This window comes from Mesorhizobium sp. P3_A2 (assembly GCF_056403115.1).
On sequence record NZ_JBFUGC010000001.1, the window covers coordinates 463,096 to 484,365 of the forward strand.

Genomic DNA, 21,270 nt, shown 5'->3' on the forward strand with positions numbered 1-21,270 from the left:
TGCATTCCCTATTCCCTACTCCTTGCCCGAACGAAATCGATAAATGCCCGCAAAGCCGGCGGGACGTGTCTTGAACTTGGGTGATACAGGAAGAAGCCTGGGAAGCTGGGCGACCAGAGCTCAAGAAATCTCACCAGCCTGCCAGCCGCGATCGACGGCTGGACCTGATAGTCGATCATGTAGGCGACACCTGCTCCACCCAGCGCCGCATTCAGCATCAGCTCGGTGTCGTTGACCGTCAGGCTGCCCTGGACCGCGATTTCAAGAACCCGTTTGCCGCGCGAAAACTCCCACCGGTAGATGTTGCCGCCGCCCGGCCACTGAAAATTGATGCATTGGTGCTGGTGCAGATCCTGGGGATGACGGGGAATTGCGCGGCCTTCAAGGTACGCCGGGGCAGCCACCGCCGCCATTTGCAGATCCTCGCTGAGCTTGACTGCCACCATGTCCTTCTGCAGCCGCTCGCCGAGACGGATCCCGGCGTCGAACCGGCCTTCGACAATATCGGTCAGCATGTCGTCGACGATCACCGTCAGCGCGATTTCCGGATAGGCGCGCTGGAAGTCTCCCAGGATAGGCGCGATGAAACGCATCGCCGCGACGCGCGACACGTTGATGCGCAGCGACCCCGCCGGCCGGTCTCGTCCGGCCTGAACGTCGGCAACTGCACCGTCCAGTTCGCCGAATGCGGCGGCCAGCCGGGCAAACAGCGTATCGCCCGCAGCGGTCGGTGAAACACTGCGGGTCGTGCGGTTAAGCAGCCTGACCCCGATACGAGCCTCCAACTGCCGGATCGACTGGCTGAGCGCAGGCGGCGATACACGCAGCCGGGCGGCGGCGCGGACGAAGCTACGCTCTTCCACGATTGCCGCGAATGCCTTGAGCTCGGTGAATTCGGAGCCGCGCATTATGTATCCCTGGATTAACAAGCCAATCAGATAATAGGCCATTATCTGATCAGTTGCATGACCCTATTTCTCGATTATCGGCGCCGACAGATGAAACCGGCGCGGGCCTGAATGATTGAAGGAAACGTATCATGTCCAAGTCCTTGCAAGGCAAAACCGCACTCGTCACCGGCAGTTCGCGCGGCATCGGGCGAGCCATCGCCGAAGGGCTCGCGGCCAAGGGCGCTGCCGTCATCGTCAACTATGTCGGCAACCACGAAGCCGCTCACGAGGTCGTGGCCGCCATCGCCGGCAAGGGAGGAAAAGCGGTCGCCATCCAAGCCGACATGTCCAGCGTTTCGGATATCCGCCGTCTGTTTGACGAGACCGAGAGTGAGTTCGGCGCGATCGATATCGTGGTTGCCAATGTCGGCGTCGCCGTCATCAAACTTCTGACCGAGGCAACCGAAGCCGATTTCGACCATGTCTTCGGCACCAATGCCAAGGGCACCTTCTTCGTACTTCAGGAAGCAGCGCGTCGCGTGCGAGACGGCGGCCGCATCATCGCAATCTCCACCGGCGGCACCAAGATGTTCTTCACGCAGACGGCGCTCTATCTCGGAAGCAAGGGCGCCGTCGAACAGTTCGTACGCGTGCTCTCGCGTGAACTCGGGCCGCGCGGCATCACTGTGAATGCGGTGTCGCCGGGCTTCACCGATACGGACCTGCTTCCCGAGCGCGATCGCGCCGTGGCGGCCGGTATGTCGCCATTCGGCAGGATCGGTGCGCCACGCGACGTTGCCGATATCGCGGTCTTCCTGGCCAGCGACGAGGCCCGCTGGCTGACCGGCGAGAATATCCAGGCCGGTGGCGGGGTGGCCTAATCCGCCATCGTCTCCAGGCTGGCAAACCCTTGCGGCGCGTCGCCTTCGTCGAAGGGTGTCGTCACCTCGACGAAGGTGTCGGGATAAAAGCCGTTGAAGCGGGTTCGCAGCGACAGCGAGTAGGCGCCGATATGGCCGATCTCGATCCAGTCGCCGGTGTCGACGGTTTCCGGCAGCCAGAATGGCCTGGACAGAATGTCGACGGAATCGCAGGTCGCGCCGCAGACCTTGAACGGCACGATGTTCTTTTCCTCGCCATTGCGCGAGCGGATCGCCGGGTCGGGGATGAAACGGGCCGGCAGGGTGATCTTGCCGGTCCATGAATCCGACAGCGACGCCCAGATGCCGTCATTGATGTAGAGCCGCTTGCCCTTGCGCAACAGCACGCGCACGATCAGCGACAGGCAGCGCGCCACGATCACCCGGCCGGGCTCGGCCACCAGCGGCATCTGGTCGAACTGATATTCCCTGAGGTCGCCCGACAGCCGCGACATGATCTGGCCGAGCGACGGCATCTCGATCTGCTTGCGGTTGGGGTCATGGCCATATTCGGCGGGAAAACCGCCGCCGACATCGAGGCCGGCAACGTCGAAGGTCAGCCGGTTGCGCACCCAGTCGGCCGAGGCCAGCGCCCGCTCATAGGTGTCGGGATCCTCGATCTGGCTGCCGACATGGAAGCAAAGCCCGACCTTGTAGCCGGTGCGGTTGAGCCGCTCGGCAAGCTCCACCGCATAGGCCGGCCCGGCGCCGAATTTCTTCGACAGTTCATAAGCCGCCGAGCCCTTGGTCTGGATGCGCACGAAGACGCTGATGGCGCCCGGATCGATGTCGAGCGCCCGCACCACGCGCGTCAGCTTGGTGATCTCGTCCTCATGGTCGAGCGAAATGACGCGGATGGCGTATTTCTCCAGCGCCAGCTTGATGTCCGACTGCGCCTTGACCGGATGCATGTAAAGCATCTCGGCATCGGGTGAGACGGCGCGCACGGCGGCGAATTCGCCGGGCGAGGCCACGTCGAAGGCGGTAACGCCGGCTTCGACCAGCGCCTTCAGCACGATCTGCTCGCCATTGGTCTTGACCGCATAGGCGGTCTTGCCGGGAAACATGCCCATGAATTGTTTGGCGTCCGCCTTCAGCACCTGCGGGCGAAAGCAGTAGACCGGGTCGTCAGGACGAAGCGCCAGCGCCGCCTCGCGGGCATTCTCGAATCGCTGCATGGACGAATCCCCTGACTTCTCGGCTGCGCACAATTAATCCAAGCTAGCGGCTAAAGAAAACAATTCTGTGTCTGGCGGGCACTGACGCTTCGACTAGCGTCGGATCGAGCGTTTGCCAACGATCAGGTTTCGGGTGGCCCTTGTCGCCGAACCCGATATGCCTTCTGCCTGAGCGGCTGGCATTCATGCCGTCTTGGGAAGGACCTGTCACGATGGCAATTGCCACGACATCCGTGCAGCGCGGACCGATGACGCTCAGGGACTGGGGCCAGCTTCTGTTGCTCGGCGCAATCTGGGGCGGTTCATTCTTCTTTGCCCGCATCGCCGTTGCCGAGATGCACCCGCTGGTGCTGGTGCTGTTTCGCGTCGCCATCGCGGCCATTGCGCTGCAGCTCTATCTCGCCATTCGCGGCCCGTCCTTCCGCCTCGCCTTTCCGCATGCCGGCCTGTTTTTCCTCCTGGCGCTCGCCAACAATGTCGTGCCGTTCTCGCTGATCTTCGCCGGCCAGACCGCGCTCGGCGCCGGCGTCGCCTCGGTGCTCAATGCAACGACGCCGTTCTGGACGCTGATCCTCGCCAATGCGTTGACATCGGACGAAAAGCTGTCGTGGAACAAGCTTGCCGGCATCGGGCTCGGCATCGCCGGCACCGCGGTCATGATCGGCCCCGGCCTGCTGGCCGGGCTCGGCGGCCCGGTCTGGGCGAAGTTCGCGCTGATCGGCGCCTCGCTGTCCTACGCGGTTGCGCTGATGATCGCCCGCCGCTTCAAGGGCGTGCCCTCGCCCGTCATCGCCACCGGACAATTGACGGCGTCGACCATCATCATGATCCCGGTGGTGCTGTTCACCTACGGCCCGGCCGGCCTGTTCTCGGTCTCGCCGCCGGTCTGGGCGGCGGTGTTGGCGTTGGCACTGCTCTCCACCGCCTTCGCCTACATCCTCTATTTCAATCTCGTCGCCTCTGCCGGCGCCACCAACGCCTCGCTGGTCACGCTCATCGTCCCGGCTAGCGCCATCCTGCTCGGCCTGCTGTTCCTCGGCGAGCGGCTCGCTCTGTTCGAGTTCTGCGGCATGGCCTTGATCGCCTTCGGCCTGGTGACGATCGACGGACGGCTGTTCGGTCGGCGCTAAAACTGGGATGGTAGCGCTGCCATGCCACGCTTCTGCCACAGACCCGTCACAATTTATTCACAGCCCGCCAGCGGGCATTTGCCGAAGAGTTTCAATGCCTAACACCAAGCGGCAGGTCGCAAATTCCACAATCGCGTCGCATTGCAGCATATTTTCCGCTTGCCTGTGGCACAAATGACCCTAGACTCCGTCCATAGCTCTTTCATAGAGGAGGCTATGACATGGGACTTACCAGGCCAATCAACGCATTGATGATCTGTGCTGCATTTGCCTTCATTGGCGCCCTTATCATAGGCGTTCTTCCGTAACCGCCAGAGCGGAAGAAGATAGCAGCAACTAGCCCACAAATTCGAAAGGCCGGGTTTTTCGCCCGGCCTTTTGCATTTCAGATTTCATACCACGAACCTCAGGCTGCCGCCGATCCGGCTGCCTCTGTTTCGTGGGAGCGGATGCCGATCATGTGGCAGATCGCGAACACCAGGTCGGCCCGGTTCATGGTGTAGAAGTGGAAATCGCTGACGCCGCGCTCGACAAGGTCGAGCACCTGCTCTGCGGCCACGGCCGATGCCACCAAAGCATGCGTCTGCGGGTCGTTTTGCAGTCCCTCGAAGCGCTCGGCCAGCCATGCCGGTACCAGCGCACCGCAGCGTGCCGAGAAATTAGCGACCTGGGTGAAATTGTGCACCGGCAGGATGCCGGGCACGATCGGGATGTAGATGCCGGCGCGGCGCGCCTTCTCGACGTAACGCTCATAGAGATCGTTATCGAAGAAGAACTGGGTGATCGCCCGCGTTGCGCCATTGTCGGCCTTGCGCTTGAGCATGTCGAAGTCGGTGGCGAAGTCAGGGCTTTCCGGATGCTTTTCCGGATAGGCCGAGACCGAAATGTCGAAATCGCCGGCATTCTTCAGCGCCCCGACCAGTTCGGCGCCATTGGCATAGCCATCGGGATGCGGCCGGTAGGCCGTGCCGACGCCCGCCGCCGGATCGCCGCGCAAGGCGACGAAGCGCCGGACGCCCATCTCGGCGAATTCGCGAACCACGGCGTCGACCTCATGGCGTGCAGCATCGACGCAGGTCATGTGCGCCGCCGGCGTCAGCGTCGTCTCGTTGAGGATGCGCTTGACCGTGCGCGCCGTGCGCTCGCGCGTCGAGCCGCCCGCGCCATAGGTCACCGAAACGAATTTCGGCTTCAGCGGCTCCAGTCTTGTGACGGTGTCCCACAGCCGCGCCTCCATCTCATCAGTCTTCGGTGGGAAGAACTCGAAGGAGACGCGGACCTTGTCGCCAATGTCGGGACGGCGGGAAAATCGGAACTGGTTCATCAGGCGGTTTCCCCAATTTGGTATGCTTTGGCCGGCAGTGTGTCGTTTGAGGGTTCGGCGATCAGCAAGCGGCGGTCGCGGCCGAGCCACAGCTTGACGGTGAGCCTGGCTTCGTTGCCGCCGCGCGGCTCGAATTCCTGGCTGTCTTCAAGGTCGAGCCCGGCCTCGGCGAACCATTCAGAGATCTGCCGGTCGGAAAAGCCCAGCCTGACATGCGCATGCTGGTCGCGCAGGAACTCCAGCGCATGCGGCGCGAAGTCGACGATCACCAGCCGGCCCGAAGGCCGCAGCAGCCTCGCCGCCTCGCGGATGGCACGGGCGGGGTCATCGAGATAGTGCAGCACTTGATGGATGGTGACGAGGTCAAAGGCATCGCGCTCGACCGGCGGCGCAAAAATGTCGCCCTGGCGAACCTGCGCATTGGCAATGCCGGCCTTGTCGAGATTGGCGCGCGCCACCGTCAGCATCTCGCGCGACATGTCGATACCGACCCCACGCCGGTAGAGCGGCGAGAAGATTTCGAGCAGCCGCCCGGTGCCGGTGCCAAGATCGAGCATAGACTGGAACGGCCGTTTGCCGACCAGCTTGAGCAGCGCTGCCTCCACGGCACGGTCCGGCACATGCAGCGAGCGGATGTGATCCCAGCTGGCGGCGTTTTCGGAGAAATATTCCGCCGCACGATCCTGGCGCTTGCGCTTGACGGCAGCCAGCCGCTCGAGATCGCGCTCGACCTGCGGATCGGCGCCGCGAATGCCTGACACCAGCCCCATGACGAAGTCGCGGGCAGAATCCGTATCGGACAACCGGAAGAACGCCCATGAGCCCTCCTGGTAGCGGCCGATCAGCCCTGCTTCCATCAGCAGCTTCAGATGGCGCGACACGCGCGGCTGCGACTGGCTGAGGATCTCGGTGAGATCGGACACGGTAAGGTCGCCACGCGACAACAGCGCCAGGATGCGCAGGCGGCTGGATTCGGCCGCCGCCTTCAACGTATCCACCATCGTATCGAGCGAGACATGCATTGGCGTATTCTCGTTGAAAAGATATAAACATATGTTTATGTCAGCTTTGACGACATGGCAAGGCCTATGTCGCTTCCTGACAAGAAAATGCCGCACGCGTGATCTCCATGCCCAGGAAGCGCTTTTCCGTCACGATCGACTGGAAACTTGTGCTAGAGGCGAAAGCCATGTTCGAGACGCGCGACGGCGAAAAGCTCCTGCAGTCAGACCCGGCCGACATGTCGCCCGATGGCCACGTCGTGTTCATCGGCCGCGTCGCCTCGCCATGGACATCCAGGGAAAGCTGCCCGAAGAACATGAGAGCGGCCCGCGAAACCGGACAGGCGGCGACGGTTTTCATCGACCCACCCTATCGTGGGGGCCTGCTTGCGCTGGAGCGCGCCAGCCACATCATCATCCTATCCTGGCTGCATCACGCACCGCGGGGACTGATTGTGCAAAAACCCCGCCATGCGGCTGAACCGAAAGGCGTTTTCTCGCTGCGCTCCCCTGCCCGGCCGAATCCGGTCGGACTGCACATAGCCAAGCTGATCGCTGTCGACATCGATACAGGCCGCATCGACATCGACGCCATTGATGTGCTTGACGGCACGCCCGTCATCGACATCAAACCCTATTTCGCCTCGACTGACGCCTTCGCCGAGGCGACCATTGCCGGGCGCGACGAGGCATGAGCGCGCCCACCGGCCGTCGCCGCGCCATCGCCAAGGCGCTGACCGCGCTGCTGCCGCTGGCGCCCTATGCCGACATGGAGAAAATCCGCGCCGACGCCGGGGCTGTGCATATGAAGACGCTGCCGCCGGGCATTGCCGTATGGCTGGCAACGATAGCCCACATCAGGCACGGCCATACCGACTATGAAAAGCTGCTGGCCGAGGGCTATGACCGCGACTCGGCGCGGTTCTTCGTCATCGAGCAGACCAACATGGTGCTGACCCGCTGGCGCGCCACCCGCCTGCTCGACGCCGACGATGAAGAGGAATGACTGTTTTTGTGCATGTCGTTCTCTCAAAACCGGGACCACTTTTGAGCGACATGCATTAGGCTACTGCCGGCTCAGCACCGCAACGGCGTTGTAGGGCTGGCCGTCGGCCTGCCCGACCCAGGTCCAGGACAGGTTTCCCTTGAAGAACCGGACGGTGATGCCGCCGCCGTCGATACACTTGTCCTGACCGTAGGTGATGTTTTCGCGGTATTCCGCCGAGCTGTCGTCCCGGGAAATCTGGGTCAAGGATCCTCCGCAGCCAAGCGAAGGATAATCGATCGACGCAGCGCCATCGCCGATGGTCATGGCGATCGCCCAGTCGGCGCCGGCAGCCCCAGCCGGACTCTGATGGCCGCTGCCGGTCCAGATGCCGTTGAGCCCCGTCGCGTTGACCACGCAAGGCACGTTCTGGAAGATCGGCGTCAGTTCGCTGCCTGTCTTCTCGCAGCGATAGGTCTGGCCGTTCTGGCACAGCTCCTCTCCCTCGCGAGCGCACTGAGCAGACGCGTTTCCCGTTGTGGCGAAAATGACTGTCGCAAAAATGATGGCGCCGAGCCGCTTGCCCATGGTCCCCTCCCGGCAAGATGTCCGCAGGCAGCATAAGGCAAGTCTAATGAGGCAGCCAGCATGCATCGACAGGCCGAGGCTTTGTCCAAGCCGAATTGAGGGGAATCCTTGCATGACATCATCACCTGTCCGGCTGACCGGCACACCGCTGAGCGCGCGCGACATCGCCGCCATTGCCCGCCGCAACGCGCGGGTCGAAATCTCGCCGGAGGTCGACGCCTTGGTCCGCGCCAGCCGCGCGGTGATCGAGCGCCATGCGGCTGAAAATCGTCCGGTCTACGGGCTGACCACCGCACTGGGTGCCGCCGTCGATACGCCGCTCAGCGACGCGGATCTGGTCGCCTATCAAAGGCGGGTTTCGCTGGGTCATTCCGTCGGCTTCGGACCGGCTTTGCCGCAGGAGGCCGTGCGCGCCATGATGGCGGTGCGGATCGCCGGTATGGCCGCCGGCGGCACCGGTATTTCGCCTGCCGTCTTCGAAGGGCTGGTTACGGCGCTCAACGCCGGCGTGCATCCCGTCGTGCCGTCGCTTGGCTCGCTGGGTGCAGCCGATCTGGCGCCACTCGCGCATCTGACGCTGGGCCTGCTTGGTCAGGGTGAGGCCGACTATGGCGGTGAGACCATACCGGCGGCCGAGGCGCTCAGGCGCGCCGGGCTAAAACCGCTCGACATCCGCGCCAAGGATGGCCATGCCATCATCGTCGCCAACAGCCTGTCGGTCGCACAAGCCTGTCTGGCGCTCGAAGACATAGAGCGCGCATTTTCCTGGTCGCTGAAAGCGGTCGCCCTGAACTTCGAGGCGTTCCGCGCCAATCTCGGCGCGCTCGACGACGCGGCCATGGCGGCACGGCCCGCCTTTGGCCAGCGGGCGATGGCGGCGCAACTGCGCGACCTCTTGGCAGGCAGCGCGCTGTTTGCGCAAGCTGCTGCCCGGCGCATCCAGGACCCGCTCAGCTATCGCTGCGTTCCGCAGGTCTGGGGCGCGCTGACCCATGCGATCGACGAAGCCCGCACGGCCACCGAAATCGAGCTCGCCAGTTCCGGCGACAATCCGGTCGTGCTGACCAGCGAGGACAGGATCGTGTCGCAAGGCAATTTCGACATGACCGCCTTCGCCCTCGCCTGGGAGCGGCTCGGCCAGGCTATGGCGCACGCCGCGGCAGGTATTGCCAACCGGACGATCAAGCTGATGTCCCCCACCGTGTCGGAACTGCCGCGTTTCCTGGCGGCGCAGGGCCAGAACCGCATCGGCTTTGCCATTTTGCAAAAACCCGTTGCCGCCATGGAAGCCGAAATCCGCTTCCTGGCCAACCCGGTCTCGCTGACCCCGATCGCGGTGTCCGACTGGATCGAGGACCAGTCCTCGATGGCGCCGGCGGTGATTGCCAAGACGAGCCTGATCGTCGAACGCTTGCGCTACCTCATCGCCATGGAGCTGATCGCTTCGGCCTACGCCGTGGAGATCCGCGGCGTGACGGACGGACTGGGCCGTGGCGCGGATGAGGCCTACAAGGCGGTGCGCGAGCGCGTTCCCCCGCTTGAGGAGGACCGGGAACTGGGCAGCGATGTCGCTGGCATCGCCGCAATGATCGCCGGCAGCGACAGCGCTGGACAAAAGGAGGCTAGATGAGCAGCACCACCGACCCGCAACCCAAAGGACTGCCTTCCGTTTCAGCCCGCCATATCGATCCGCATTCCTATCCCGACGGCATCGCCTTCCTCGACGGCCAGTATCTGCCGATGTCGCAGGCAAAAATCTCGGTGCTGGACTGGGGCTTTCTGCATTCCGACGCCACCTACGACACCGTGCATGTCTGGGACGGCAGCTTCTTCCGCCTCGACCTGCATCTCGACCGCTTCTTCGCCAGCTTGCAGAAATTGCGCATGACGGTCCCGTTCGACCGCGATGGCGTCAGCGAGATCCTGCACAATTGCGTGGCGCTCTCGGGCCACCGCGCCGCCTACGTCGAGATGCTGTGCACGCGCGGCGCTTCGCCGACCTTCAGCCGCGATCCGCGCCAGGCGATCAACCGCTTCATGGCATTTGCCGTGCCGTTCGGTTCGGTCGCCAATGCCGAGCAGTTGCGGCGTGGACTGCATGTCGCCATCAGCGACAAGGTGCGCATTCCGCCGGCCTCGATCGACCCGGCGATCAAGAACTACCACTGGCTCGACCTGGTGCGCGGTCTCTACGACGCCTATGACTGCGGCGCCGAGACGGCGCTCATTCTCGACTTCAACGGCAATGTCGCCGAAGGCCCCGGCTTCAACGTGTTCTGCGTCAAGGATGGCAACCTGTCGTCGCCGGCCATTGGCGTGCTGCCCGGCATCACCAGGCGCACTGTCTTCGATCTCTGCGCCGAAGCCGGCCTTGCCGCCGCCGCGGCCGATGTCAGCGTTGCCGCGCTGAAGGGAGCCGACGAAGTCTTCATCACCTCCACCGCCGGCGGCATCATGCCGGTGACGGTGATCGACGGCACGCCTGTCGCGGACGGCAAGATAGGCGCAATCACCAGCCGGCTAATGGCGCTCTACTGGCAAAAGCATGACGACCCGGCCTGGTCGAGTCCGGTACGCTACCCCTGACCAGCCGAGCGCCTTGCTCAGCCGGATGGTCGGGGCAAAAAGATTCCTCCTCGCCTCTGGAAAATCGCGCGATGCGCCGTATATGGCAGAAACGGAGAAGCCTCCGTTTCCATCCCCAATTCACGGCCCGCATGGGCAAGGATTCCACATCATGACAAGCAAGGTTTGGTTCATCACCGGATCGTCGAAAGGTTTTGGCCGCGTCTGGGCCGAGGCAGCGCTCGCCCGTGGCGACCGTGTCGCTGCAACCGCCCGCGATGCCGGCACGCTCGCCGATCTCGTCGCCAAATACGGCGACAACATCGCCGCGATAAAGCTCGACGTCACCGACAAGAAAGCCGTCGATGCGGCAATAGCCGAGGCGCACAAGCGCTTTGGCCGGCTCGACGTCGTCATCAACAATGCCGGTTACGGCCATTTTGGCGCCATCGAGGAAGTCAGCGAACAGGAAGCCCGCGACCAGATCGAGACCAACGTCTTCGGCGCGCTCTGGGTCACCCAGGCGGCGCTGCCGATCATGCGGGCGCAGCGCTTCGGCCACATCATCCAGATCTCGTCGATCGGCGGCGTCAACGCCTTTGCCTCGCTCGGCCTCTACCACGCCTCGAAATGGGCGCTCGAAGCGTTCAGCCAGTCGCTCAGCCTGGAAGTCGCCGAGTTCGGCATCCATGTGACGCTGGTCGAGCCGGGCGGCTTCTCGACCGACTGGTCCGGTGCCTCGGCCAAGACCTCGAAAGCCATCGAGGCCTATGCACCCGCCCGCGCCGCTATGGCCGAGCGCCGCAGCCGCGCCGTGGCCGGCGATCCCGAGGCCACTGGACCGGCAATGCTCGAAATCGTCGACGCGGCCGAGCCACCGCTGCGCGTGTTCTTCGGCGACGGCGGCCTGCCGATGATCAAACAGGAATACGCCAACCGCATCGCGCTTTGGGAAAAGTGGGACCACGTTTCCATCGAGGCGCAGGGCGCGAAGAAGAACCGCAAGGCGGCCTGAACATTTCTGTTAAATCCGGTTGCGCCGTCCCGGCGGCGCAGCCGGCTCTCGTATCGTGGAACTACGGTCGATAAATCCACTGCTCCGGCACGCGCACCGAGATCTCTTCGCCGACCGTGATGCTGCCCGGTTTCTCGACCCAGGCAACCAGGCCGCGCAACCGCTTCGCCGCCTTCGGGAAGGCCAGCGCGCCCGTCTCATGATCGGCCATCCCCGCATTTTCGGCGACCGAACGCCCGGCAAGGCGGCAAGGCCCATTCTGCGCATCGACCTTGATCGTTACCCCGCCTTTGAAGAACAGCAGCGTGCCTGAAGGCAACATCGACAGATGCGGAACGCCCTCGATCAGCAGATTGGCGCCTATCCATTCCGGCTTGATCTCCTTCAGGCCCATCCGCTTAGCGACGACGGCGAGCTCGTCCGCCGCGACAATCGATACCTGTCGCTCGTTACGCATTTCGGTGCCGCGCGGGTACCAGGGCTCGCGCCCGCCGGAGCGCCGAGTGGCACCAGCGTGGAAGTCGCCATCGATGCCGTCGAAGCCGAGCTGCAATTCTTGAACCGCACGCGTCTGGAAGTGATCTGATGGCGCGACGTAGAGCGCCGCCGCGCGGGCGGAAAGCTTCTTCGCAGGAATGATTTCGACCGGCTTCTCGGATTCCGCGAAGAGGTCCGCTGCGGCGTTCTGTTTTTGAATCATGCCTTTGGTTTTTGCTCCCCGACCGGCAGAGCCGCAAGAGCCGTTTCAGCCAAAGCGCGCAACTCTTCCACCGAAGCGCCGTCTCGCGCCTGGATCGACATGCCATTCATGGTCCCGGCCAGGTATTTGGCGAAGCCCTCGACGGAGAAGCCTTCCGGCAGGTCGCCCTTTGCCTTGCCCTGCGCCAGCCGTTCGGCGATCGCCGCTTCGCTCGCCTTGCGATAGGTCTTGAGCTCGTCGGCAACGGCTTGCGCCTGGGGAGAGGTCGCCAGCGCGCCGCTGACAAACAGGCAGCCGCCGGGCTTGCCGGGTCTCGAATAGGCTTCCGCCGCCCCGAGCAGTAACCGCCGGATCGCCTCCCCCGTCGACACCGGCGCGCTCAATGCTTCCAGCGCAAAGCCGATCTCTGTCTGGTGGTAGCGCTCAAGCGCCTTGCGGAACAAAGTCTCCTTGTCGGTGAAGGCATTGTAGATCTGCGGCGGCGTCAGCCCCATCGCCTCGCGCAGCATGGTGAGCGACGTCGCCTCATAGCCATGCTCCCAGAACAGATGCATTGCCGCATCCAGCGCCCGGTCGGGGTCGAAGGCACGCGGCCGGCCGCCACGCGGCTTTTCCAAATTATCCATAGCGATCGTTATGAAACCTGTTGACTCGCTTTCCCTCCATAACGTAACAATCGATACGAAACATGGCAAGCAGCAACTGCAGTCCATGCGATCTCCAGGAGAGGATAGAAAAATGCCCATCACCGTGACCGCACCGCAAGGCGTACTGACCCCGGCGGGAGAGCGCGAAATCCTGCCGCGTCTCAGCGCCGCCCTGATCGAAGCCTCCGGCGCCACCGGCAATGCGTTCTTTACCGCCATCGTCGGCGGCACGGTCCACATCCTGCCGCCGCACCACATCTATGCCGGCGGTGCCAATCGGCCCGTCGTCATGGTCGAGTTGAAATTGCCCAACATCGGCCTCGGCTCGCTTGAAGCCCGCAGCGCCTTCATCACCACTGCCGCCAGCATTGTCGCCGATCTCTGCGTGCCTGGTCACAGGCCCGAAAACACCTGGGTCAACATCGTCAACGCGCCCGACGGCGGCTGGGGCATCGGTGACAGGCAATACACCGGCGACGCGCTCATCGCGGCCGCAACCGCGGCAGCGCAGTGATGCGGCAAGCGCACCGAGCAGGACCCAACTAGATGCGGCTCTCCCCTTCGCTGTTCTTCACTACCAATTGCGAGCCAGCGCTGGCCTTCTACGAAGAGAGCGGCCTCGGTCGGGCAACCATCCTGCTGCGCTGGGGCGACAACGGCATGCCGGTGCGAACCGAAGCCATGCGGGGAAAGGTGCTGCATGCGCGATTCGAAGGTCCGGGCGTGCTGTTTCATGCCTCGGACAATGACGATGCGGAGCCGATGAAGGGCTCCGCAATGATGCTGGAGTTCGACGATCCGGCCAAAATGCGGGAGTTTTTCGACCGCATGGCCTCAGGCGGCCGGATCACTGTACCGCTGGCACGGCAATTTTGGGGAACCAGCTTCGGCATGCTGATCGACGCGTTCGGCGTGCAGTGGATGTTCTCCGGGCAATGAGCGTGGAGCACGATCTTCTTACCTGAAAGCGGCAGCGGTCCCGTATTGCGCCGCATTGCCGCCGCGCTGCGCCGGCTTCATGGTGAGACAGTCGGCGGAGGTCTCCCATGCGTCCCGGTACGGCAATCGCATTGCTCTGGCTGGTCTGGGTCGTGTCCTGGCTTCTAGCCGCCTTTTGGTCCGACCCCGCGCAAAAGCGCGCCGGCATCCAGGCGGAGTTTCGCTATCGCGCTTTGTGGATGGTCGGCGCGGTGCTGCTGTTCATTCCCGCGCATGGCTATGCCGGCCGGCTGCGGTTCTGGTTTCCGACCCTTGCCGAAGCGTGGATCTGCGTCGGGCTCATTGCCGTTGGCTTGCTGTTCGCCTGGTGGGCGCGGCTGCATCTCGGCCGCCTCTGGTCGGCTTCGGTGACGGCCAAGGCCCAACACCGTGTCGTCGACACCGGCCCCTACGGGCTGGTTCGCCACCCGATCTACACCGGGCTGCTGCTGGCCATCCTGGCCACCATGGCGGCCAAGGGCACGGTCTGGGGCATCGTCGGCGCGGTCTTTCTCACCATCGGCATCGTCGTCAAGGCAAAGCTTGAGGAGCATTTTCTGCGCGGCGAACTGGGCAGCGCCTATGACGATTATGCCCGACGGGTGCCGATGTTGGTGCCGTTCACCCCAGCCTGACTACAGCATTCTGAGCAGCGCGCCACCAATCGAATAGCCGGCGCCGAAGGCGCACAGCACACCGAAATCGCCGGGCTTCATGTCGGCATGGTTTTCCGAAAGCGCAATGATGGCGCCCGCGCCGGCGGTGTTGCCGAGCCGCTCCAGCACCATCGGCGCGCGGTCGTGGTCGACCTCGTGGCCGAAAGCCAGCTTCAGGATCATCGCGTTCATCCGCGCATTGGCCTGATGCAGCCAGAAGCGCCGGACGGCTTGCGGCGTCAGCCCGTGCTCGGCCAGGAATTCGACGATGAATTTGTGGCCGGCGACGGTGACTTCCTTGAACACCTTGTTGCCGACCTGTTTGATCAGATTGCCCTCGAGGCTGATCATGTAAGGATCGTCCTGGGCAGTGCGGGTGTGGTAGCCCAGATTGGTGCGGATGTTGTTCGACATCTGCGTCCAGGTGCGCGTGTCCAGCACCTCGAAGCGCCCCGGCCGCTTCTCGCCCTTGGCCAGCCCCTCGACCACCATCGCCACCGACGCGTCGCCGAAGATGAAATGCGTCTGCCGGTCGCGGAAGTTGAGATGGCCGGTGATGATCTCCGGGGTAACCACCAGCACGCGTTTGTGCGCGCCCGTCCGCACCAGATTGACCGCAATGTGCAAGGCGGCCGCGGCCGACGAACAGCCGAGGCCCATGTCGAAACCGGCGCCGTTGGTGCCCAGGGCATCCTGCATTTCGATGGCGATCGCCGGATAGGGCCGCTGCTGGTGCGAAGCCGAGCAGATCACCAGGTCGATGTCGGACGGTTTCAACCCTGCATGGTCGAGCGCCTTCCTGGCCGAGGCGACGCCGAACTCGGCCTGCAGCGACAGCGCATCGTCGGGCCGTGCCGGGATGCGCGGCGCCATCCGGGTCGGATCGAGAATGCCTTCCCGCTCGATCACATGGCGGGTCTGGACGCCCGAGGCGTGGACGATGAAGGCGCTGTCGGATTTCTGCAGCGGCGTCTCGCCGGAGACCTCGCGGCGCGCATTCTCCGTGTCGACCCAGGCATTGAAGCTGGCGACCAGTTCTTCATTGGTGATCTTGGCTTCAGGGATTTCAACGCCGATGCCGCTGATGATGACGCGATGCATATCCAGTCCGTTCATGCGCAGGCGTTGTCGTCCTCATGTGGGCGACGAAGAGGCGCGACGCAACACTTTTCTCACCCGGCCGGTTTACGCCGGCTTAAGCCGAGGACATTGGTCGGCATTCTCCAGAGTGCTAGCCGGCCCGCTTGGCGACGATGAAGATGCGCGGGAAGCGCAGCAGGACCTTGCCGTTTGCGGTCTTCGGATAGGCCTTGGCAATCTTGGCCGTGTAGCTGTCGAGGAACATCTCGCGCTCGCCGGCGTCCAGCGGATCGAGGAAAGGCTTCAGCCCCGTCGACTTCACCCATTCGACGATCGCTTCGGCGTCGGCCTGCGGATGATTGTAGGCCGTATGCCAGATATCCACCCGGTCGGAGAGTGGCGACAGCAGGTCATAGTAGAACGACACCGGCGGCAACGGCCCGCGCGCGGCCCCCGCCATCTTCACGGCGAACGGCATTTCGGCCGCGGTCTCGCGCATCAGCTGATGCGAGGGCTCAAGCAGATTGTCGGGCATCTGGACGGCGAGCGCGCCGCCGGGCGCGAGAAAGCCCATCAGCCGCTGGAAAACAGCCGGATGGGTCGGCAGCCACTGGAACACCGCATTGGCGAAGATCACGTTGACCGGCTCTGCCGGCTGCCATGTCGAGGCGTCCGCAAGGTCGAAGTTGACGCTGGGCAGGCGCGCCCTCGCCTTTTCGATCATGTCGGGAGAGGAGTCGAAACCGCTGATCTGCGCATCCGGCCAACGCTCGACCAGCAGCTCGGTCGAGTTGCCCGGCCCGCAACCGATGTCGACGACCCGGCGCGGAAAATCCACCGGCACCTGCGCCACGAGGTCACGCGCGGGCCGCGTACGCTCATCCTCAAACTTCAGATATTGGGCGGCGGACCAATCAGCCATTTGAACTCCTCATATCGCTTTGAGAATTCGCCGCCCGGTTGCCCTATTACCGCGTCAGCCTCTTGTAGGTCATGCGGTGCGGGTTGACGGCTTCGGGCCCGAGCCGGCGGATCTTGTCCTGCTCGTAATCCTCGAAATTGCCCTCGAACCATTCGACATGGCTGTCGCCCTCGAAGGCGAGGATGTGCGTCGCCAGACGGTCGAGGAACATGCGATCGTGCGAGATGATGACGGCGCAGCCACCGAAGTTTTCCAGCGCGTCCTCGAGCGCGGCCAGCGTTTCCGTGTCGAGATCGTTGGTCGGTTCGTCGAGCAGCAGCACATTGCCGCCGGTCTTCAGCATTTTTGCCAGATGCACGCGGTTGCGCTGGCCGCCGGAGAGGTTGCCGACCTTCTGCTGCTGGTCGCCGCCACGGAAGTTGAACGACGCGCAATAGGCGCGCGTGTTGGCTTCGAACTTGCCGAGCTTGACCACTTCGGCGCCGCCCGAGATTTCTTCCCAGACGGTCTTTGACGGGTCGAGCGCGTCGCGGCTCTGGTCGACATAGCCGAGCTTGACCGTCTCGCCGACGCGAACCGTGCCGGCGTCCGGCTTTTCCTGGCCGGTGATCATGCGGAACAGCGTCGTCTTGCCGGCGCCGTTGGGTCCGATGACGCCGACAATGCCGCCCGGCGGCAGCTTGAATTCCAGGCCTTCGATCAGCAGCGTGTCGCCAAAACCCTTCGACAGGCCGTCGACCTCGATCACCACATTGCCGAGGCGCTCGCCATGCGGGATGACGATCTGCGTATCTGTCGGACGCCGCTTGTCAGCTGCATCCAAGAGATCCTGGAAGGCCTGGATACGCGCCTTGGACTTGGTCTGGCGGGCTTTGGGGCTCGACTGGATCCACTCGCGCTCGCGGCCGATGGCGCGCTGGCGGGCGTCGTCCTCGCGACCTTCCTGCTTGAGGCGCTTGGCCTTGGCTTCGAGGTATTTGGTGTAGTTGCCCTCATAGGGAATGCCGCGGCCGCGGTCGAGCTCGAGGATCCAGCCGGTGACATTGTCGAGGAAGTAGCGATCGTGGGTGATGATCATGACAGCACCCGGATAGGCGCGCAGATGCTTTTCCAGCCAGGCGGTCGTCTCGGCGTCGAGATGGTTGGTCGGTTCGTCGAGCAGCAGAAGATCGGGCTGGCGCAGCAGAAGCTGGCAGAGCGCGACACGGCGGCGCTCGCCGCCCGACAGCTTGGTGACGTCGGCATCCTTGGGCGGGCAGCCCAGTGCTTCCATAGCCATCTCGACCTGCTGTTCGAGATCCCACAGGTTCAGCCGGTCCATCTCGTCCTGGAGCTTGGCCGACTCGTCGGCCGTCTCGTCGGAATAGTTCATCATCAATTCGTTGTAGCGTTCGATGATGGCGGTCTTGGCGGCGACGCCTTCCATGATGTTCTCGAACACCGTCTTGTTCGCGTCGAGCGCCGGCTCCTGCGCCAGATAGCCGACGGTGGCGCCTTCGGCGAGCCAGGCTTCGCCGTTCCACTCCTTGTCGATGCCGGCCATGATCTTGAGGATCGTCGACTTGCCGGCGCCGTTGGGGCCGAGAATGCCGATCTTGGCGTCCGGGTAGAAGGACAGATGAATGTTTTCGAGCACCTTCTTGGTGCCATAGGCCTTGTTGAGGCCGGCCATGTGATAGATGAACTGGCGTGCCACGCGCGCTTTCCCTGACAGTTGACCGAAAATGTCGGATTGAATGGAGGTTGGGCGCTATGTAGGCGATGCCGGGCCGAACGGCAATCGCTTTTGCCATTTCAAGCCGGTCTGCACCGAAGCCCTGTCGAAATTCCCGAAGATCGCCGGGTCGATCAGCTCCGCTTGCGCTGCTGCAACGCGCCGACCGCAACTGAGACGGCCATCAGCACGATCGCCAGCCATTTCAGCGTAGTGATGATCGGACCGGCATCGATGTCGTAGGCGATGAACAACAGGATGCCTGGCACGAGCAGGCCGCACATGATGAGCATGATGCGGTTGATCTGCCAGGACACCTTTGCCGCCAGTGCGTCGTCGCCGGCTTCAGCGACGAGCCCCGCGCGCATCTCCCTGGAGGCCATCAGCGCACTGGACAGGCGCATCGAGATCGGCAGGCCAATACCGATGATAAGGAACGCATAGGCCGCCAGCAGAGCCGAGAATTTGAGCGCACTGGTTTCGGCCGGCACCGGAAACAAAAGGTTTGCCAGCGGCAGGAAGACACAGACGACGCCGAGCGCGGCAATGGCGATGAAAATCACCGCATTGACCATTGTGAACAGCTGGTAGCGGCCGGCCCCGATCGGCGCGGCAAGCACCCGCATGCGCGCCCATTCGGCCTCGGTATAGGAGAAGCCCGGCCACTCCATGCGGCCGTCCCTGATTGCGATCATCCCCCTGGCCCAGAAGGCCAGCCGCGCCAGCGCGCCTGATGTCATGCCACTCATCGCCACTCCGCCGAATGAAATGCGTCAGACCATATCACCGCGTCACTGCCCAGCGGCAGACGGATATCCTACTGGAACCCCGCCGCATCGACCGAGCCCTTCGGGCAGCCGGCCTTGGTCGTCGGCGCCGAAGCGAGCATCAGATTGCCCAGCGAACTGTCCGGGCCGATCGGGCCGGTCAGGCCGAGCGTCAACTCGCCGATCAGCCGCCTGCCGCTCGACGGATCGACCAGGCAAGAGACGCGCACCCGCGCCCCGGCTCCAGAGCCGAAGGCGCTGTCGAAGGCGCTGCGGATCTGGTCCGAGGTCAGCTGCTTGCCGACATTCTTGGTGAAAAGATCGCGCACCGGCGAGGCATTTACCGCCCGCATCAGGTTCAACGCCTCGGCAAAATACTCCTGCTGGCTCTTGCCGTAGCAGGTGCCATGCTTGATCCATTCATGCCGTTCGAGCTTGGACGCCGTGCCCGGCATCACCTGGTCAAGCTCGGCGCGCGTGTTGGCATCGAGATCGACCGGCGGCAGGTCGCCCCAATGGGCCGGATTGTCATTGGCCTTGTCGCTCGCCGGTACTTGGCAATAAAAGTTGCCGTTCGGCTGTGGCCACAGGCCGTGCAGCGTGAAATGCGACGCGTCGAAACCGCCTGCTGTCTGCGCCTGGCATTCGGGCTTACTCGACTTGGTTTCGCAGAAGGCCGGCTGCCAGCTCAGCGCAAAGACATATTCGGGCTTTCCCGAAGCCGCAGACTTGCCCTGATCGGCAGGTCCAGCCGGTTGGGTCGACGCGCTGCCGCCGGTAACATGGCCACAGCTGATCTTGACCCAGCGGCGTTCCGGATCGGCCCCCGGCACACGGATGAGATAATGCGTCGGCGCATCCTTGTTGCCGGCCAGGAGATCGTAGCTTTGCCCGGCAGTCGTCGAGACATTGCCCGGATTCTTGCCGCTCTTGATCGCCTGCGTTGCCGGACAGGCAGCGTCTGCGACGAAAGAGCCGCTCATCTTGACGTCGGCTCGCGCCATGCCTGCGCTGGCCAGCGCCACCAACACCGCAGCCCATATCGCCGATATCCGCATTCCAGAACTCCTAGCGTTTCATGCCGCAAGCTAGAAACGTACGACATGTCAGAATTACGATTTCTTTCGTCCGCCGCAAAAACAATCTCCACCAGGTGCGGCTGGCGCTTCCCGACCTCCCCTTGACGTCGCCCCCGCCGTCGCCCAACAGTCGCCCAGGGAGCGAGATATGGCATTTGACGGGCAGACGACGCTGGCCTCACCGACCGGGGCCACGCTCAACCTTTATGTGAAGCACGCCAGCGGCACTCCGCGTGCGGTCGTCCAGATCAATCACGGCCTAGCCGAGCATGCCGCGCGCTATGCCCGCTTTGCCGATTACCTCGCGCTGCGCGGCTTTCATGTCTACGTCCACGACCACCGCGGCCACGGCGCGACCAAGGCGCCTGATGCGCCGCTCGGCAGGTTCGCCGGCACCGACGGCGCCGCCAAGGTGATTGCCGATGTCGACGCCGTCCACGACCTGATCGCCAAGGAACAGCCCGGGGTACCGGTCATCCTGTTCGGCCATTCGATGGGCGCGTCGGTGGCATTGAACTACCTGTTGGCGCACTCGCCACGCGTTCACGCCGCCGCGATCTGGAACGGCAATTTCTCGCAAGGCCTGCTTGGTCAGCTTGCGCTCGCCATCCTGGCTTATGAGCGCTTCAGGCTCGGCTCCGATGTCCCCTCGCGTATCTTGCCCCGACTGACCTTCCAGGCCTGGGGCAAGGCGGTGCCCAACCACAAGACGCTGTTCGACTGGCTGTCGCGCGACGAGGCGGAAGTGGCGAAATACATCGCCGACCCACTCTGCGGCTGGGATGCCTCGATCTCGATGTGGCGCGACGTCGTCCAGATGGCGCAGAATGGCGGCAAGGATTCCGGCTTTGCCGGCATAAGGCGCGATCTTCCCGTCAGCATCGTCGGCGGCGAGAAAGACCCGGCTTCCGACTATGGCAAAGCCATCGATCATCTCGCCAAACGCATGCGCGCGATGGGCTTTTCGAATCTGCTTTCAAAGGTTTACGCCGACACCCGCCACGAAAGCCTGAACGAAGTGAACCGCGACACCGTCATGGACGATTTCGCTGCCTGGGCCGATGGTGTGTTGAAACGCTGACATCGCTGGCCCAGCGCAAGGCCCGTGACAGTGGCATCCCGGATTGATAG

23 protein-coding genes are annotated in these 21,270 nt (G+C 63.6%); 11 read left to right on the forward strand and 12 right to left on the reverse strand.

Annotation, left to right across the window (positions count from 1 at the left end; genetic code table 11):
- Window positions 1-8 precede the first annotated feature (8 nt).
- Window positions 9-950: a LysR family transcriptional regulator gene (locus AC1DXM_RS02210; protein WP_477231544.1), complete on the reverse strand. Its 942-nt coding sequence runs from the start codon at window positions 948-950 to the stop codon at window positions 9-11.
- 89 nt (window positions 951-1,039) lie between these two features.
- On the opposite strand from AC1DXM_RS02210, the gene AC1DXM_RS02215 reads away from it, so the two are divergent.
- Window positions 1,040-1,771, forward strand: a complete 732-nt coding sequence (locus AC1DXM_RS02215; RefSeq protein ID WP_477231545.1) for an SDR family oxidoreductase — start codon at window positions 1,040-1,042, stop codon at window positions 1,769-1,771.
- Here the strand turns inward: AC1DXM_RS02215 and AC1DXM_RS02220 are convergent.
- Window positions 1,768-2,988 (reverse strand): alanine racemase, encoded by a 1,221-nt coding sequence (locus AC1DXM_RS02220; protein WP_477231546.1) that lies wholly within the window; start codon window positions 2,986-2,988, stop codon window positions 1,768-1,770. The two genes, AC1DXM_RS02215 and AC1DXM_RS02220, sit on opposite strands and share 4 nt — an antisense overlap.
- A gap of 212 nt (window positions 2,989-3,200) precedes the next feature.
- Between AC1DXM_RS02220 and AC1DXM_RS02225 the strand changes: the two genes are divergently transcribed.
- Window positions 3,201-4,118 carry a DMT family transporter gene (locus AC1DXM_RS02225; RefSeq protein WP_477231547.1) on the forward strand — a complete coding sequence of 306 codons (918 nt, stop codon included), beginning with the start codon at window positions 3,201-3,203 and terminating at the stop codon, window positions 4,116-4,118.
- A gap of 406 nt (window positions 4,119-4,524) precedes the next feature.
- Here AC1DXM_RS02225 and metF read toward each other — a convergent pair whose 3' ends face one another.
- Window positions 4,525-5,442: a methylenetetrahydrofolate reductase [NAD(P)H] gene (gene metF / locus AC1DXM_RS02230; protein WP_477231548.1), complete on the reverse strand. Its 918-nt coding sequence runs from the start codon at window positions 5,440-5,442 to the stop codon at window positions 4,525-4,527.
- Window positions 5,442-6,464, reverse strand: a complete 1,023-nt coding sequence (locus tag AC1DXM_RS02235; protein WP_477231549.1) for an ArsR/SmtB family transcription factor — start codon at window positions 6,462-6,464, stop codon at window positions 5,442-5,444. The genes metF and AC1DXM_RS02235 overlap by 1 nt, the downstream gene beginning before the upstream one ends.
- 167 nt (window positions 6,465-6,631) lie before the next feature.
- On the opposite strand from AC1DXM_RS02235, the gene tsaA reads away from it, so the two are divergent.
- Entirely contained in the window at window positions 6,632-7,138 is a 507-nt protein-coding gene (gene tsaA / locus AC1DXM_RS02240; protein WP_477231953.1) for a tRNA (N6-threonylcarbamoyladenosine(37)-N6)-methyltransferase TrmO, read from the forward strand.
- Window positions 7,135-7,449, forward strand: coding sequence for a DUF2293 domain-containing protein (locus AC1DXM_RS02245; protein ID WP_477231550.1), 315 nt, complete (start codon window positions 7,135-7,137; stop codon window positions 7,447-7,449). Before tsaA ends, AC1DXM_RS02245 begins: the two co-directional genes overlap by 4 nt.
- A gap of 60 nt (window positions 7,450-7,509) precedes the next feature.
- Here the strand turns inward: AC1DXM_RS02245 and AC1DXM_RS02250 are convergent, their stop codons facing one another.
- Entirely contained in the window at window positions 7,510-8,016 is a 507-nt protein-coding gene (locus AC1DXM_RS02250) for a hypothetical protein (protein WP_477231551.1), read from the reverse strand.
- A 112-nt stretch (window positions 8,017-8,128) separates the two neighbouring features.
- Between AC1DXM_RS02250 and AC1DXM_RS02255 the strand changes: the two genes are divergently transcribed.
- From AC1DXM_RS02255 to AC1DXM_RS02265, 3 genes are all read left to right on the forward strand, one after another.
- On the forward strand, window positions 8,129-9,646 hold the full coding sequence (locus AC1DXM_RS02255) for an HAL/PAL/TAL family ammonia-lyase (RefSeq protein ID WP_477231552.1): 1,518 nt from the start codon (window positions 8,129-8,131) through the stop codon (window positions 9,644-9,646).
- The gene (locus AC1DXM_RS02260) at window positions 9,643-10,602 is read left to right on the forward strand and encodes an aminotransferase class IV (RefSeq protein WP_477231553.1); all 960 of its coding nucleotides are present in this window, start codon (window positions 9,643-9,645) and stop codon (window positions 10,600-10,602) included. Before AC1DXM_RS02255 ends, AC1DXM_RS02260 begins: the two co-directional genes overlap by 4 nt.
- Before the next feature lie 151 nt (window positions 10,603-10,753).
- The gene (locus AC1DXM_RS02265; protein ID WP_477231554.1) at window positions 10,754-11,596 is read left to right on the forward strand and encodes an SDR family oxidoreductase; all 843 of its coding nucleotides are present in this window, start codon (window positions 10,754-10,756) and stop codon (window positions 11,594-11,596) included.
- 61 nt (window positions 11,597-11,657) lie between these two features.
- Here AC1DXM_RS02265 and AC1DXM_RS02270 read toward each other — a convergent pair whose 3' ends face one another.
- Window positions 11,658-12,296 carry an MOSC domain-containing protein gene (locus AC1DXM_RS02270; protein ID WP_477231555.1) on the reverse strand — a complete coding sequence of 213 codons (639 nt, stop codon included), beginning with the start codon at window positions 12,294-12,296 and terminating at the stop codon, window positions 11,658-11,660.
- Window positions 12,293-12,922 carry a TetR/AcrR family transcriptional regulator gene (locus AC1DXM_RS02275; RefSeq protein WP_477231556.1) on the reverse strand — a complete coding sequence of 210 codons (630 nt, stop codon included), beginning with the start codon at window positions 12,920-12,922 and terminating at the stop codon, window positions 12,293-12,295. Before AC1DXM_RS02275 ends, AC1DXM_RS02270 begins: the two co-directional genes overlap by 4 nt.
- Before the next feature lie 112 nt (window positions 12,923-13,034).
- Between AC1DXM_RS02275 and AC1DXM_RS02280 the strand changes: the two genes are divergently transcribed.
- The 3 genes from AC1DXM_RS02280 to AC1DXM_RS02290 all read left to right on the forward strand — a co-directional run bounded on the left by AC1DXM_RS02280 (window position 13,035) and on the right by AC1DXM_RS02290 (window position 14,556).
- The gene (locus tag AC1DXM_RS02280) at window positions 13,035-13,457 is read left to right on the forward strand and encodes a hypothetical protein (RefSeq protein WP_477231557.1); all 423 of its coding nucleotides are present in this window, start codon (window positions 13,035-13,037) and stop codon (window positions 13,455-13,457) included.
- A gap of 32 nt (window positions 13,458-13,489) precedes the next feature.
- Window positions 13,490-13,882, forward strand: a complete 393-nt coding sequence (locus AC1DXM_RS02285) for a VOC family protein (protein ID WP_477231558.1) — start codon at window positions 13,490-13,492, stop codon at window positions 13,880-13,882.
- Window positions 13,883-13,989: 107 nt separating this feature from the next.
- The gene (locus tag AC1DXM_RS02290; RefSeq protein ID WP_477231559.1) at window positions 13,990-14,556 is read left to right on the forward strand and encodes a methyltransferase family protein; all 567 of its coding nucleotides are present in this window, start codon (window positions 13,990-13,992) and stop codon (window positions 14,554-14,556) included.
- Here AC1DXM_RS02290 and AC1DXM_RS02295 read toward each other — a convergent pair whose 3' ends face one another.
- From AC1DXM_RS02295 to AC1DXM_RS02315, 5 genes are all read right to left on the reverse strand, one after another.
- The gene (locus AC1DXM_RS02295; RefSeq protein WP_477231954.1) at window positions 14,557-15,678 is read right to left on the reverse strand and encodes a beta-ketoacyl-ACP synthase III; all 1,122 of its coding nucleotides are present in this window, start codon (window positions 15,676-15,678) and stop codon (window positions 14,557-14,559) included. It abuts the gene before it with no gap.
- A gap of 130 nt (window positions 15,679-15,808) precedes the next feature.
- Complete coding sequence (tam, locus tag AC1DXM_RS02300) at window positions 15,809-16,579, reverse strand: trans-aconitate 2-methyltransferase (RefSeq protein ID WP_477231560.1); 771 nt, start codon at window positions 16,577-16,579, stop codon at window positions 15,809-15,811.
- Between the two features lie 46 nt (window positions 16,580-16,625).
- The gene (gene ettA / locus AC1DXM_RS02305; protein WP_477231561.1) at window positions 16,626-18,275 is read right to left on the reverse strand and encodes an energy-dependent translational throttle protein EttA; all 1,650 of its coding nucleotides are present in this window, start codon (window positions 18,273-18,275) and stop codon (window positions 16,626-16,628) included.
- 152 nt (window positions 18,276-18,427) lie between these two features.
- Window positions 18,428-19,042 carry a hypothetical protein gene (locus AC1DXM_RS02310; RefSeq protein ID WP_477231562.1) on the reverse strand — a complete coding sequence of 205 codons (615 nt, stop codon included), beginning with the start codon at window positions 19,040-19,042 and terminating at the stop codon, window positions 18,428-18,430.
- Window positions 19,043-19,110: 68 nt separating this feature from the next.
- Entirely contained in the window at window positions 19,111-20,118 is a 1,008-nt protein-coding gene (locus AC1DXM_RS02315; protein WP_477231563.1) for a ribonuclease T2 family protein, read from the reverse strand.
- Between the two features lie 169 nt (window positions 20,119-20,287).
- Here AC1DXM_RS02315 and AC1DXM_RS02320 point away from each other — a divergent pair, with 169 nt between their 5' ends.
- Complete coding sequence (locus tag AC1DXM_RS02320; protein WP_477231564.1) at window positions 20,288-21,220, forward strand: alpha/beta fold hydrolase; 933 nt, start codon at window positions 20,288-20,290, stop codon at window positions 21,218-21,220.
- The last annotated feature ends 50 nt before the right edge of the window (window positions 21,221-21,270 follow it).

Coding starts and splice junctions, on each gene's coding strand:
- AC1DXM_RS02270 (WP_477231555.1), bottom strand. CDS start 12,296: ATGATTCAAAAACAGAACGCCGCAGCGGACCTCTTCGCGGAATCCGAG.
- AC1DXM_RS02315 (WP_477231563.1), bottom strand. CDS start 20,118: ATGCGGATATCGGCGATATGGGCTGCGGTGTTGGTGGCGCTGGCCAGC.
- AC1DXM_RS02220 (WP_477231546.1), bottom strand. CDS start 2,988: ATGCAGCGATTCGAGAATGCCCGCGAGGCGGCGCTGGCGCTTCGTCCT.
- AC1DXM_RS02215 (WP_477231545.1), top strand. CDS start 1,040: ATGTCCAAGTCCTTGCAAGGCAAAACCGCACTCGTCACCGGCAGTTCG.
- tsaA (WP_477231953.1), top strand. CDS start 6,632: ATGTTCGAGACGCGCGACGGCGAAAAGCTCCTGCAGTCAGACCCGGCC.
- AC1DXM_RS02295 (WP_477231954.1), bottom strand. CDS start 15,678: ATGCATCGCGTCATCATCAGCGGCATCGGCGTTGAAATCCCTGAAGCC.
- AC1DXM_RS02285 (WP_477231558.1), top strand. CDS start 13,490: ATGCGGCTCTCCCCTTCGCTGTTCTTCACTACCAATTGCGAGCCAGCG.
- AC1DXM_RS02280 (WP_477231557.1), top strand. CDS start 13,035: ATGCCCATCACCGTGACCGCACCGCAAGGCGTACTGACCCCGGCGGGA.
- AC1DXM_RS02245 (WP_477231550.1), top strand. CDS start 7,135: ATGAGCGCGCCCACCGGCCGTCGCCGCGCCATCGCCAAGGCGCTGACC.
- AC1DXM_RS02250 (WP_477231551.1), bottom strand. CDS start 8,016: ATGGGCAAGCGGCTCGGCGCCATCATTTTTGCGACAGTCATTTTCGCC.
- tam (WP_477231560.1), bottom strand. CDS start 16,579: ATGGCTGATTGGTCCGCCGCCCAATATCTGAAGTTTGAGGATGAGCGT.
- AC1DXM_RS02320 (WP_477231564.1), top strand. CDS start 20,288: ATGGCATTTGACGGGCAGACGACGCTGGCCTCACCGACCGGGGCCACG.
- AC1DXM_RS02255 (WP_477231552.1), top strand. CDS start 8,129: ATGACATCATCACCTGTCCGGCTGACCGGCACACCGCTGAGCGCGCGC.
- AC1DXM_RS02210 (WP_477231544.1), bottom strand. CDS start 950: ATGGCCTATTATCTGATTGGCTTGTTAATCCAGGGATACATAATGCGC.
- AC1DXM_RS02290 (WP_477231559.1), top strand. CDS start 13,990: ATGCGTCCCGGTACGGCAATCGCATTGCTCTGGCTGGTCTGGGTCGTG.
- AC1DXM_RS02225 (WP_477231547.1), top strand. CDS start 3,201: ATGGCAATTGCCACGACATCCGTGCAGCGCGGACCGATGACGCTCAGG.
- metF (WP_477231548.1), bottom strand. CDS start 5,442: ATGAACCAGTTCCGATTTTCCCGCCGTCCCGACATTGGCGACAAGGTC.
- AC1DXM_RS02310 (WP_477231562.1), bottom strand. CDS start 19,042: ATGAGTGGCATGACATCAGGCGCGCTGGCGCGGCTGGCCTTCTGGGCC.
- AC1DXM_RS02260 (WP_477231553.1), top strand. CDS start 9,643: ATGAGCAGCACCACCGACCCGCAACCCAAAGGACTGCCTTCCGTTTCA.
- AC1DXM_RS02265 (WP_477231554.1), top strand. CDS start 10,754: ATGACAAGCAAGGTTTGGTTCATCACCGGATCGTCGAAAGGTTTTGGC.
- AC1DXM_RS02235 (WP_477231549.1), bottom strand. CDS start 6,464: ATGCATGTCTCGCTCGATACGATGGTGGATACGTTGAAGGCGGCGGCC.
- AC1DXM_RS02275 (WP_477231556.1), bottom strand. CDS start 12,922: ATGGATAATTTGGAAAAGCCGCGTGGCGGCCGGCCGCGTGCCTTCGAC.